This is a genomic window from Enterobacter cloacae complex sp. P15RS, assembly GCF_014895905.1.
Lineage (GTDB): Bacteria > Pseudomonadota > Gammaproteobacteria > Enterobacterales > Enterobacteriaceae > Enterobacter > Enterobacter quasihormaechei.
The window spans coordinates 178,991-191,117 of the sequence record NZ_JADBQL010000025.1 but is presented as its reverse complement, the minus strand read 5'-3'; the positions used below and the strand labels follow the sequence as shown (position 1 = coordinate 191,117).

The window sequence follows — 12,127 nt, the reverse complement described above, 5'->3', positions numbered from 1 at the left end:
CATCAGGGTGAAATTAAAAATTTTTTTATGTCTCCCCCTTGATGGATGACGTTGCGACCCCATCTTGTAAGCAACCGCAGTGTGTGGACCTGAAAAAAATCAAATCTGGGCAGTTGAAAAAGCACGTTCTGCCCTTATTACAGGTACACAACCACATGTTGACTGAATTTTTAGTGGAGACGTTTAGATGGGTAAAATTATTGGTATCGACCTGGGTACTACCAACTCTTGTGTAGCGATTATGGATGGCACTACTGCACGCGTGCTGGAGAACGCCGAGGGCGATCGCACCACGCCTTCTATCATTGCTTATACCCAGGATGGTGAAACTCTGGTTGGTCAGCCGGCTAAACGTCAGGCAGTGACAAACCCGCAAAACACCCTGTTTGCGATCAAACGCCTGATTGGCCGCCGCTTCCAGGACGAAGAAGTTCAGCGTGACGTTTCCATCATGCCTTACAAAATCATCGCAGCCGATAACGGCGATGCATGGCTTGATGTGAAAGGCACCAAAACTGCACCTCCGCAGATCTCTGCTGAAGTGCTGAAGAAAATGAAGAAAACCGCTGAAGATTACCTGGGCGAACCGGTAACTGAAGCTGTTATCACCGTACCTGCTTACTTCAACGATGCTCAGCGTCAGGCAACCAAAGATGCTGGCCGTATCGCAGGTCTGGAAGTAAAACGTATCATCAACGAACCAACCGCAGCGGCACTGGCTTACGGTCTGGATAAAGAAGTCGGCAACCGTACTATCGCGGTGTACGACCTGGGTGGTGGTACTTTCGATATCTCTATTATCGAAATCGACGACGTTGACGGCGAAAAAACCTTCGAAGTTCTGGCAACCAACGGTGATACCCACCTGGGTGGTGAAGACTTCGATACCCGTCTGATCAACTACCTCGTTGACGAGTTCAAGAAAGATCAGGGCATTGACCTGCGTAACGACCCGCTGGCGATGCAGCGCCTGAAAGAAGCCGCTGAGAAAGCGAAGATCGAACTGTCTTCCGCTCAGCAGACCGACGTGAACCTGCCGTACATCACCGCAGACGCGACCGGTCCTAAACACATGAACATCAAAGTGACCCGTGCGAAACTGGAAAGCCTGGTAGAAGACCTGGTGAACCGTTCTATCGAGCCACTGAAAGTTGCATTGCAGGACGCTGGCCTGTCCGTGTCTGACATTCAGGACGTTATCCTGGTAGGTGGTCAGACCCGTATGCCAATGGTTCAGAAGAAAGTGGCTGAATTCTTTGGTAAAGAGCCACGTAAAGACGTGAACCCGGACGAAGCGGTAGCTATCGGTGCTGCGGTTCAGGGTGGTGTATTGACCGGTGAAGTGAAAGACGTACTGCTGCTGGACGTTACCCCGCTGTCTCTGGGTATCGAAACCATGGGTGGCGTGATGACTCCGCTCATCAACAAAAACACCACTATCCCGACGAAACACAGCCAGGTGTTCTCTACCGCTGAAGACAACCAGTCTGCGGTAACCATCCATGTGATTCAGGGTGAGCGTAAGCGTGCGGCAGATAACAAATCTCTGGGTCAGTTCAACCTGGACGGTATCAGCCCGGCGCCACGCGGTATGCCACAGATCGAAGTCACCTTCGACATTGATGCTGACGGTATCCTGCACGTGTCTGCGAAAGACAAAAACAGCGGTAAAGAGCAGAAGATCACCATCAAGGCATCTTCTGGCCTGAACGAAGCGGAAATCGAAAAAATGGTTCGTGATGCCGAAGCTAACGCGGAATCCGACCGTAAGTTCGAAGAGCTGGTTCAGACCCGTAACCAGGGTGACCATCTGCTGCACAGCACCCGTAAGCAGGTTGAAGAAGCGGGCGATAAACTGCCAGCGGAAGACAAAACTGCGATCGAAACTGCACTGAGCGCGCTGGAAACGTCTCTGAAAGGCGAAGACAAAGCGGACATCGAAGCGAAGATGCAGGAGCTGGCACAGGTTTCTCAGAAACTGATGGAAATCGCTCAGCAGCAGCACGCACAGCAGCAGGCGGGCGCTGATGCTTCGGCGAACAACGCGAAAGACGACGACGTTGTCGACGCTGAGTTCGAAGAAGTGAAAGATAAAAAATAATCGCCCTGATGCAGGGTAATTAATCGGCACGGGCGTAGGAGAATTCTCCACGCCCGTGCTCGCATGTTAAGGGGCTTAAAAAAACCAATGGCAAAGCAAGACTATTACGAGATTTTAGGCGTTCCGAAAACTGCGGAAGAGCGTGAAATCAAAAAGGCGTATAAGCGCCTGGCCATGAAATATCATCCAGACCGCAATCAGGGTGATAAAGAGGCTGAAGCCAAATTTAAAGAGATTAAAGAAGCCTACGAAGTCCTGACCGACGCGCAAAAACGCGCGGCTTATGACCAGTATGGTCACGCGGCCTTTGAACAGGGCGGCATGGGCGGCGGTGGATTTGGTGGCGGCGGCTTCGGCGGCGGCGCTGATTTCAGCGATATCTTTGGTGATGTATTCGGCGATATCTTCGGCGGCGGTCGTGGTCGCCAGCGCGCGGCGCGCGGCGCAGACCTGCGCTACAACATGGAGCTGACGCTGGAGGAAGCGGTTCGCGGCGTCACCAAAGAAATCCGTATTCCGACGCTGGAAGAGTGTGACGTTTGCCACGGCAGCGGCGCGAAAGCGGGGACTCAGCCACAAACCTGTCCAACCTGTCACGGTTCCGGTCAGGTGCAGATGCGCCAGGGCTTCTTCGCGGTGCAGCAGGCGTGTCCGCACTGTCACGGTCGCGGTACGCTGATCAAAGATCCGTGCAACAAGTGTCACGGCCACGGTCGCGTTGAGAAAACCAAAACCCTGTCCGTTAAGATCCCGGCAGGCGTCGATACGGGCGACCGCATCCGTCTGGCAGGCGAAGGCGAAGCGGGCGAGCACGGCGCACCGGCAGGCGATCTGTACGTTCAGGTTCAGGTGAAGCAGCACGCCATTTTCGAGCGTGAAGGCAACAACCTGTACTGCGAAGTGCCGATCAACTTCGCGATGGCGGCGCTGGGCGGCGAAATCGAAGTGCCGACGCTGGACGGTCGCGTGAACCTGAAGGTGCCGGGCGAAACACAGACCGGCAAGCTGTTCCGCATGCGCGGCAAAGGCGTTAAATCCGTTCGCGGTGGCGCGCAGGGCGACCTGCTATGCCGCGTGGTAGTCGAAACGCCAGTTGGCCTGAACGACAAGCAGAAACAGCTGCTGAAAGAGCTTCAGGAAAGTTTTGGCGGCCCGACGGGTGAGAAAAATAGCCCGCGCTCCAAAAGCTTCTTCGATGGCGTCAAAAAATTCTTCGATGATTTAACCCGCTAACCCGTCAGCTGGTTACTATCCTTTAAAGCCCGGAAGCGATTCCGGGCTTTTTCTTTACAGCGTTATTGCTCGGTTAAACTGAATCCATACCCAATATTAATCTGTTTTTACCGATCTGTTTGCGCTGATATTATGGTTTTACCGAGGTATTGTTGTAAAAGAGAGAATTAACGTGAAATTACTACACCGTTTCTTTAGCAGTGAGGCATCCGGCGGCGTCATCCTGATTATTGCTGCTGCGGCCGCCATGCTGCTCGCCAATATGGGTATGACGCGCGATCTCTATCACGCATTTCTGGAAACGCCCGTCGAGCTGAAGGTCGGGGCGCTGGAAATCAACAAAAACATGCTGCTGTGGATCAACGATGCGCTGATGGCGGTATTTTTCCTGCTGGTGGGCCTGGAGGTCAAACGTGAGCTGGTGAGCGGCTCGCTTGCCAGCCGTCAGCGCGCGGCGTTCCCTGCGATCGCGGCGATTGGCGGGATGATCGTGCCGGCGCTGCTTTTCCTCGCGTTCACGTGGCAGGATCCGGTTGCGCGCGACGGCTGGGCGATCCCGGCCGCAACGGATATCGCGTTTGCGCTCGGGGTATTAGCCTTGCTCGGTAGCCGCGTCCCGGTAGCACTGAAAATTTTCCTGATGGCGCTGGCGATTATCGATGACCTGGGCGCTATCGTGATTATCGCGCTGTTCTACACCAGCGATCTGTCCGTTCTGTCGCTGAGCGTGGCGGCCGTGGCTATCGCGGTGCTGGCGTTGCTGAACGTCTTCAACGTCCGACGCACGAGCATTTATATCCTGGTGGGAATGGTGCTGTGGACGGCGGTGCTGAAATCCGGCGTGCACGCCACGCTGGCGGGCGTCATCGTTGGTTTCTTCATCCCACTGAAGGAGCAGGACGGCAAATCGCCTGCCAGACAGTTAGAGCACGTGCTTCACCCGTGGGTAGGCTTTATGATCCTGCCGCTGTTTGCGTTTGCCAACGCGGGCGTTTCCCTGGCAGGGGTGACTTTGGACGGCCTCACCTCCGTGCTGCCGCTGGGTATTATCGCCGGTCTGTTTATCGGTAAGCCGCTGGGCATCAGCCTGTTCTGCTGGCTGGCGCTGAAGCTTAAGCTGGCGTCATTGCCAAACGGGACCACCTTTAGTCAGATTATGGCCGTCGGGGTGCTGTGCGGTATTGGATTCACCATGTCGATCTTTATCTCGACGCTGGCGTTTGGCGCAAGCGCGCCTGAGCTTATCGTCTGGGCGAAACTCGGCATTCTTATCGGGTCGCTGCTGGCCGCGGTTATCGGCTATACCTTGTTGAAGGTGAAGTTGTCCGGACAGGCTGTCCAGGCATAACGGGAAACCGGGAGGAGGGAAGCCTTCTCCCGATAAACTATCAGGGAGTGAAAACGTGATGTCTCATTTGAACTACAACCATCTCTATTACTTCTGGCATGTCTACAAGCAGGGCTCGGTCGTGGGAGCCGCAGAGGCGCTCTACCTGACGCCACAGACCATTACCGGGCAAATCAAAGCCCTGGAAGAGCGCTTGCAGGGCAAGCTTTTTAAGCGGAAAGGGCGTGGCATTGAGCCGAGCGAGCTGGGTGAGCTGGTGTTCCGTTACGCGGACAAGATGTTCACCCTGAGCCAGGAGATGCTGGATATCGTTAACTATCGCAAAGAGTCTAATCTGCTCTTTGACGTGGGCGTGGCGGATGCGCTATCCAAACGGCTGGTGAGCGGCGTGCTGGATGCGGCGGTGGTGGAAGATGAACAGATTCATTTACGCTGCTTTGAGTCCACCCACGAGATGCTGCTGGAACAGCTGAGCCAGCATAAGCTGGATATGATTATCTCGGATTGCCCCATCGACTCCACCCAGCAGGAAGGCTTGTTCTCGGTGAAAATTGGCGAGTGCGGCGTCAGCTTCTGGTGCATCAATCCGCCACCGGAAAAACCGTTTCCGGCCTGCCTGGAAGAGCGTCGCCTGCTGGTGCCGGGAAGACGGTCAATGCTCGGACGTAAGCTGCTGAACTGGTTTAACTCCCAGGGGTTGAACGTGGAAATCCTCGGTGAGTTTGACGATGCCGCGCTGATGAAAGCCTTTGGCGAGGCGCACAACGCGATCTTCGTTGCCCCGACGCTGTACGCGCACGATCTCTATTCAGACGACAAGATTACGGAGATTGGCAGGGTGGAAAACGTGATGGAAGAGTATCACGCCATATTCGCCGAAAGGATGATTCAGCACCCCGCGGTGCAGCGTATCTGCAACCGGGACTACTCGGCGCTGTTTACGCCACCGGCAATCTGAAGACATAAAAAAACCCGCGTTAAGCGGGTTCTTTCAAACAAGCAACAACAAGTGGCGATTAAGCCAGTTTGTTGATCTGCGCGGTCAGGTTTGCTTTATGACGCGCTGCTTTGTTTTTGTGGATCAGACCTTTAGCAGCCTGACGATCCACGATTGGTTGCATTTCGTTAAATGCGTTCTGCGCTGCAGCTTTGTCGCCAGCTTCGATTGCTGCGTATACTTTCTTGATGAAAGTACGCATCATAGAGCGACGGCTTGCATTGTGCTTACGAGCCTTTTCAGACTGAACGGCACGTTTCTTAGCTGATTTGATATTAGCCAAGGTCCAACTCCCAAATATGATCTATGTGGACAATTCAAAGGCCGAGGAATATGCCCTCTATACCTTCTTTTGTCAATGGATTTGTGCAAATAAGCGCCGTTAATGTGGCGACGCTACGTTACGTAGTGATGGCGCAGGATTCTACCAGCTTGTCGTCCGTGAATACAGCTTTTCGGCGTAAAAAACGCTGTTCGCGGGCAGATTTTTTTGCTGTGAAAGGTCAGCGTGATGAAATCATACGGCTTTCTGTTTCGCGTGAACAATCGCCGGTTAACCTTAACCGCTGTACAAGGTATACTTTGGCGATTTTCACTGTTTTGAGCCAGTCATGAAGCTGATACGCGGCATACATAATCTCAGTCAAGCCCCGCGCGGGTGCGTGCTGACCATTGGTAATTTCGACGGCGTGCATCGTGGGCATCAGGCGCTGTTGCAGGGATTGCGTAAAGAAGGCGAGGCGCGAGGCCTGCCCGTCGTGGTGATGATTTTCGAGCCTCAGCCGCTGGAGCTGTTTGCGGGTGAGAAATCCCCCGCACGGCTGACCCGCCTGCGCGAGAAGTTACGCTATCTGGCGGAGTCCGGTGTGGACTACGTCCTGTGCGTACGTTTTGACCGTCGCTTTGCCGCGCTGACCGCACAAAACTTTGTCAGCGATCTGCTGGTCAGGCAGCTTGGCGTGCAGTTCTTAGCGGTAGGGGATGATTTCCGCTTTGGCGCTGGTCGTCAGGGCGATTTCTTGTTATTACAGAAGGCTGGTCTGGAGTACGGGTTTGACGTCACCAGTACGATGACCTTCTGCGAGGGCGGCGTACGCGTCAGCAGCACGGCGGTACGCCAGGCGCTGGCGAACGATGATCTGGACACGGCAGAAACGCTGCTGGGCCACCCGTTCACGATTTCAGGTCGCGTGGTCCATGGCGATGCGCTGGGCCGCACCATAGGTTTCCCGACGGCGAACATACCGCTGCGTCGTCAGGTCTCCCCGGTTAAAGGGGTATATGCGGTGGAAGTGACAGGACTGGGCGAGAAGCCTTTCTACGGTGTCGCCAACATTGGCACGCGTCCAACGGTTGCCGGTGTGCGTCAACAGTTAGAAGTACACCTGCTGGACGTTGTAATGGACCTCTACGGTCGCCATATAGATGTGATACTGCGTAAAAAAATACGCAATGAACAGCGATTCGCTTCGCTGGACGAGCTTAAGGCGCAAATCGCGCGAGATGAATTGACGGCCCGCGAGTTTTTTGGGCTTTAGAACCGGCTTAACTGCCTACGTGATAAATACGGAACCGAGAATCTGATGAGTGACTATAAATCAACCCTGAATTTGCCGGAAACAGGGTTCCCGATGCGCGGCGATCTCGCCAAGCGCGAACCGGGAATGCTGGCGCGTTGGACCGATGATGACCTGTACGGCATCATTCGTGCAGCCAAAAAAGGCAAAAAAACCTTCATTCTGCACGATGGCCCTCCATATGCGAATGGCAGCATTCATATTGGTCACTCTGTAAACAAGATTCTGAAAGACATTATCGTGAAGTCCAAAGGACTCGCGGGATATGACTCGCCTTACGTTCCGGGCTGGGACTGCCACGGCCTGCCAATCGAGCTGAAAGTTGAGCAAGAGTACGGCAAGCCAGGCGAGAAGTTCACCGCCGCTGAGTTCCGCGCGAAATGCCGCGAATATGCTGCCACCCAGGTTGACGGCCAGCGCGCAGACTTTATCCGTCTGGGCGTGCTGGGCGACTGGTCGCACCCGTACCTGACCATGGACTTCAAAACCGAAGCCAACATCATCCGGGCGCTGGGCAAAATCATCGGTAACGGTCACCTGCACAAAGGCGCTAAGCCGGTGCACTGGTGCGTGGACTGCCGTTCTGCGCTGGCAGAAGCGGAAGTGGAATATTACGACAAAACGTCTCCTTCTATCGACGTGGCTTTCGAAGCGGTCGATCAGGACGCGATCAAAGCTAAATTCGGTCTGCCTGGCGTAAGCGGCCCGATCTCGCTGGTGATCTGGACCACTACCCCGTGGACGCTGCCAGCCAACCGTGCAATCTCTCTCTCCGGCGAGTTCGAATATGCGCTGGTGCAGGTTGACGGCCGCGCGGTTATCCTGGCGAAAGATCTGGTAGAAAGCGTGCTGAAGCGCGCGAACATCACCAACTACACCGTGCTGGGCACCGTGAAAGGCGACGCGCTGGAGCTGATGCGCTTCAAACACCCGTTCCTGGACTTCGACGTTCCGGCGATCCTGGGCGACCACGTCACGCTGGACGCGGGTACCGGTGCGGTGCATACCGCTGGCGGTCACGGTCCTGACGATTACAACATCAGCCTGAAATACGGTCTGGAAATCGCCAACCCGGTTGGCCCGGACGGGTCTTACCTGCCTGGCACCTACCCGGCGCTGGACGGTATCAACGTCTTTAAAGCCAACGACATCATCGTTGAGATGCTGCGTGAGCGTGGTGCGCTGCTGCACGTTGAAAAAATGCAGCACAGCTATCCGTGCTGCTGGCGTCACAAGACGCCGATCATCTTCCGTGCGACCCCGCAGTGGTTCGTCAGCATGGATCAGAAAGGCCTGCGCGAGCAGTCCCTGAAAGAGATCAAGGGCGTGCAGTGGATCCCGGACTGGGGCCAGGCGCGTATCGAATCCATGGTGGCTAACCGTCCTGACTGGTGTATCTCCCGCCAGCGTACCTGGGGCGTGCCGATGTCGCTGTTCGTGCACAAAGAGACGCAGGAACTGCATCCGAACACCCTGGAACTGATGGAAGAAGTGGCGAAGCGCGTTGAAGTTGACGGCATTCAGGCGTGGTGGGATCTCGACGCCCGCGACATCCTGGGCGCGGACGCGGATAACTACGAGAAAGTGCCGGATACTCTGGACGTGTGGTTCGACTCCGGTTCAACCCACGCCTCCGTGGTTGACGTGCGCCCTGAGTTCGCCGGTCACGCTGCCGACATGTATCTGGAAGGGTCTGACCAACACCGCGGCTGGTTCATGTCATCGCTGATGATCTCTACCGCCATGAAGGGCAAAGCACCTTACCGTCAGGTACTGACCCACGGCTTCACCGTGGATGGCCAGGGCCGTAAGATGTCCAAGTCCATCGGTAACACCGTTTCGCCGCAGGACGTAATGAACAAGCTGGGCGCGGACATCTTGCGTCTGTGGGTAGCCTCTACCGACTACACCGGCGAAATGGCGGTGTCTGACGAGATCCTGAAACGTGCTGCCGACAGCTATCGTCGTATCCGTAACACCGCGCGCTTCCTGCTGGCGAACCTCAACGGGTTCGATCCGGTAAAAGACATGGTGAAGCCGGAAGATATGGTCGTGCTCGATCGCTGGGCGGTAGGCTGCGCGAAAGCGGCGCAGGAAGATATCCTGAAAGCCTATGAGTCTTACGACTTCCACGAAGTGGTGCAGCGCCTGATGCGCTTCTGCTCCATCGAGATGGGCTCGTTCTACCTCGACATCATCAAAGACCGTCAGTACACCGCGAAAGCGGACAGCGTGGCGCGCCGCAGCTGTCAGTCTGCGCTGTACCACATCGCAGAAGCGCTGGTGCGCTGGATGGCGCCGATCATGTCCTTCACCGCCGATGAAATCTGGGGTTACCTGCCGGGCGAGCGTGAGAAGTATGTCTTCACCGGCGAGTGGTACGAAGGTCTGTTCGATCTCTCCAGCACCGAAGCGATGAACGATGCCTTCTGGGACGAGCTGCTGAAAGTGCGTGGCGAAGTGAACAAGGTTATCGAACAGGCGCGTGCTGACAAGAAAGTCGGCGGCTCTCTGGAAGCGGCAGTAACCCTGTACGCCGAACCGGAGCTGGCGGCGAAGCTGACGGCGCTGGGCGATGAATTACGATTTGTCCTGTTGACCTCCGGTGCGAAAGTTGCGGATTATGCTGACGCGTCTGCTGATGCTCAGCAGAGCGAACTGCTCAAAGGACTGAAGGTCGCACTGAGCAAAGCCGACGGTGAGAAATGCCCGCGTTGCTGGCATTACACTACCGATGTCGGTCAGGTGGCGGAACACGCAGACATCTGCGGACGCTGTGTAAGCAACGTCGCCGGTGACGGCGAAAAACGTAAGTTTGCCTGATGAGTAAAACTCTCTGTTCAACAGGACTGCGCTGGCTGTGGCTGGTGGTGGTGGTGCTGATTATCGATCTGGGCAGCAAGTTCCTGATCCTCCAGAACTTTGCTCTGGGGGATACGGTCCCGCTGTTCCCGTCGCTTAACCTGCACTACGCCCGCAACTACGGCGCGGCGTTTAGTTTCCTGGCCGACAGCGGTGGCTGGCAGCGCTGGTTCTTCGCAGGTATCGCAATGGGTATCTGCGTTGTGCTGGCGGTGCTGATGTACCGCTCGAAAGCAACGCAAAAGCTGAATAACATCGCCTACGCGCTGATCATTGGCGGCGCGCTGGGCAACCTGTTTGACCGCCTGTGGCACGGCTTTGTGGTCGATATGATCGACTTCTACGTCGGCAACTGGCACTTCGCGACCTTTAACCTCGCCGATAGCGCAATTTGCATCGGTGCGGCGTTAATCGTGCTGGAAGGCTTCTTGCCTAAACCGGCGGCGAAAGAGCAAGCGTAACCAAACCAGCCGGGTGACGCGTAGCGATCCCGGTCTACGGTTAATATAGGCCCGGTAAGCGCAGCGCCACCGGGCAAAACAAGCGAGCAATTTGCATGTCTAAATCCGTACAGAGCAACAGCGCGGTACTCGTTCACTTCACGCTGAAGCTGGATGACGGCTCCACGGCTGAATCCACCCGCAATAACGGCAAACCGGCGCTGTTTCGTCTGGGCGATACCTCCTTGTCTGAAGGCCTTGAGCAGCAGCTTCTGGGTCTGAAAGAGGGCGAGACAAAGGCGTTTTCGCTGGAGCCGGATGCGGCATTTGGCGTGCCAAGCCCGGATCTGATCCAGTACTTCTCGCGCCGTGAGTTTATGGATGCGGGCGAGCCGGAAATCGGAGCGATTATGCTCTTTACCGCTATGGACGGCAGCGAAATGCCTGGCGTGATCCGCGAAATCAACGGGGACTCCATCACCGTTGACTTCAACCATCCGCTAGCCGGGCGTACCGTTCATTTTGATGTAGAAGTGCTGGAGATCGATCCGGCACTGGAGGCCTGAAATGCAGATCCTGTTGGCTAACCCGCGCGGTTTTTGCGCCGGTGTAGACCGCGCTATCAGCATTGTTGAAAACGCACTGGAAATTTACGGCGCGCCGATTTACGTGCGTCATGAAGTGGTACATAACCGCTACGTGGTCGACAGCCTGCGCGAGCGCGGGGCGATTTTCATCGAGCAAATCAGCGAAGTGCCGGACGGCGCTATCCTGATCTTCTCCGCGCACGGCGTTTCGCAGGCCGTGCGTAACGAAGCCAAAAGCCGGGATCTGACCGTCTTCGACGCCACCTGTCCGCTGGTCACCAAAGTGCATATGGAAGTGGCGCGCGCCAGCCGTCGCGGTGAAGAGTCGATCCTGATTGGTCACGCCGGTCACCCGGAAGTCGAGGGTACCATGGGCCAGTACAGCAACCCGGAAGGGGGGATGTATCTGGTTGAGTCGCCGGAAGATGTCCTGACGCTGAACGTGAAAAACGAAGCGCGTCTGTCGTTTATGACCCAGACCACGCTCTCCGTAGACGACACCTCAGACGTGATTGACGCCCTGCGCCAGCGCTTTCCGAAAATCGTCGGGCCGCGTAAGGATGATATCTGCTACGCCACCACTAACCGTCAGGAAGCGGTGCGCGCGCTGGCGGAACAGGCGGACGTGGTGCTGGTGGTCGGTTCAAAAAACTCCTCTAACTCTAACCGTCTGGCCGAACTGGCACAGCGAATGGGCAAGGCGGCGTTTTTAATCGACGACGCAACGGACATACAGGAAGCGTGGGTTAAAAACGCGGCCTGCGTCGGCGTCACCGCAGGGGCTTCTGCGCCGGATATCCTCGTGCAAAACGTCATTGCCCGCCTGCAAGAGCTGGGCGGTGGTGAAGCCGTTCCGCTCGAAGGCCGCGAAGAGAATATCGTCTTCGAAGTGCCGAAAGAGCTGCGAATCGACGCCCGCGAAGTGGAATAACTTCTTTTCTGATGAAAGGCCAGCACCTCCTGTGCTGGCCTTTTTTTTGCC

10 protein-coding genes and 1 pseudogene are annotated in these 12,127 nt (G+C 56.0%); 10 read left to right on the top strand and 1 reads right to left on the bottom strand.

Annotated features, from left to right (window positions below; translation table 11 throughout):
* Positions 1 to 187 precede the first annotated feature (187 nt).
* The 4 genes from dnaK (at position 188) to nhaR (ending at position 5,640) form a co-directional block, all read left to right on the top strand.
* Entirely contained in the window at positions 188 to 2,101 is a 1,914-nt protein-coding gene (dnaK, locus tag IM267_RS16240) for a molecular chaperone DnaK (protein ID WP_063450699.1), read from the top strand.
* A gap of 87 nt (positions 2,102 to 2,188) precedes the next feature.
* Complete coding sequence (gene dnaJ / locus IM267_RS16235; protein WP_063450698.1) at positions 2,189 to 3,334, top strand: molecular chaperone DnaJ; 1,146 nt, start codon at positions 2,189 to 2,191, stop codon at positions 3,332 to 3,334.
* 172 nt (positions 3,335 to 3,506) lie between these two features.
* Positions 3,507 to 4,682 carry a Na+/H+ antiporter NhaA gene (gene nhaA, locus IM267_RS16230; protein ID WP_193033816.1) on the top strand — a complete coding sequence of 392 codons (1,176 nt, stop codon included), beginning with the start codon at positions 3,507 to 3,509 and terminating at the stop codon, positions 4,680 to 4,682.
* 58 nt (positions 4,683 to 4,740) lie between these two features.
* Entirely contained in the window at positions 4,741 to 5,640 is a 900-nt protein-coding gene (gene nhaR, locus IM267_RS16225; RefSeq protein ID WP_063450696.1) for a transcriptional activator NhaR, read from the top strand.
* A gap of 58 nt (positions 5,641 to 5,698) precedes the next feature.
* Here the strand turns inward: nhaR and rpsT are convergent, their stop codons facing one another.
* Positions 5,699 to 5,962, bottom strand: a complete 264-nt coding sequence (gene rpsT / locus IM267_RS16220) for a 30S ribosomal protein S20 (protein ID WP_003856458.1) — start codon at positions 5,960 to 5,962, stop codon at positions 5,699 to 5,701.
* 115 nt (positions 5,963 to 6,077) lie between these two features.
* Here rpsT and IM267_RS21570 point away from each other — a divergent pair.
* From IM267_RS21570 to ispH, 6 genes and pseudogenes are all read left to right on the top strand, one after another.
* Positions 6,078 to 6,283: pseudogene (locus tag IM267_RS21570) on the top strand (DUF2575 domain-containing protein); the annotation flags it as partial.
* Between the two features lie 7 nt (positions 6,284 to 6,290).
* A complete protein-coding gene (gene ribF / locus IM267_RS16215; protein WP_193033815.1) occupies positions 6,291 to 7,217 on the top strand; it encodes a bifunctional riboflavin kinase/FAD synthetase in 927 nt (308 codons plus the stop codon).
* Between the two features lie 45 nt (positions 7,218 to 7,262).
* Entirely contained in the window at positions 7,263 to 10,079 is a 2,817-nt protein-coding gene (gene ileS, locus IM267_RS16210; RefSeq protein ID WP_193033814.1) for an isoleucine--tRNA ligase, read from the top strand.
* Positions 10,079 to 10,579 (top strand): signal peptidase II, encoded by a 501-nt coding sequence (gene lspA, locus IM267_RS16205; RefSeq protein WP_063867426.1) that lies wholly within the window; start codon positions 10,079 to 10,081, stop codon positions 10,577 to 10,579. The genes ileS and lspA overlap by 1 nt, the downstream gene beginning before the upstream one ends.
* A 95-nt stretch (positions 10,580 to 10,674) precedes the next feature.
* Entirely contained in the window at positions 10,675 to 11,124 is a 450-nt protein-coding gene (gene fkpB / locus IM267_RS16200) for an FKBP-type peptidyl-prolyl cis-trans isomerase (protein WP_063867427.1), read from the top strand.
* Between the two features lies 1 nt (position 11,125).
* Positions 11,126 to 12,076 carry a 4-hydroxy-3-methylbut-2-enyl diphosphate reductase gene (gene ispH, locus IM267_RS16195; RefSeq protein ID WP_028015471.1) on the top strand — a complete coding sequence of 317 codons (951 nt, stop codon included), beginning with the start codon at positions 11,126 to 11,128 and terminating at the stop codon, positions 12,074 to 12,076.
* The last annotated feature ends 51 nt before the right edge of the window (positions 12,077 to 12,127 follow it).

Coding starts and splice junctions, on each gene's coding strand:
- ribF (WP_193033815.1), top strand. CDS start 6,291: ATGAAGCTGATACGCGGCATACATAATCTCAGTCAAGCCCCGCGCGGG.
- nhaR (WP_063450696.1), top strand. CDS start 4,741: ATGTCTCATTTGAACTACAACCATCTCTATTACTTCTGGCATGTCTAC.
- ispH (WP_028015471.1), top strand. CDS start 11,126: ATGCAGATCCTGTTGGCTAACCCGCGCGGTTTTTGCGCCGGTGTAGAC.
- ileS (WP_193033814.1), top strand. CDS start 7,263: ATGAGTGACTATAAATCAACCCTGAATTTGCCGGAAACAGGGTTCCCG.
- lspA (WP_063867426.1), top strand. CDS start 10,079: ATGAGTAAAACTCTCTGTTCAACAGGACTGCGCTGGCTGTGGCTGGTG.
- dnaK (WP_063450699.1), top strand. CDS start 188: ATGGGTAAAATTATTGGTATCGACCTGGGTACTACCAACTCTTGTGTA.
- dnaJ (WP_063450698.1), top strand. CDS start 2,189: ATGGCAAAGCAAGACTATTACGAGATTTTAGGCGTTCCGAAAACTGCG.
- fkpB (WP_063867427.1), top strand. CDS start 10,675: ATGTCTAAATCCGTACAGAGCAACAGCGCGGTACTCGTTCACTTCACG.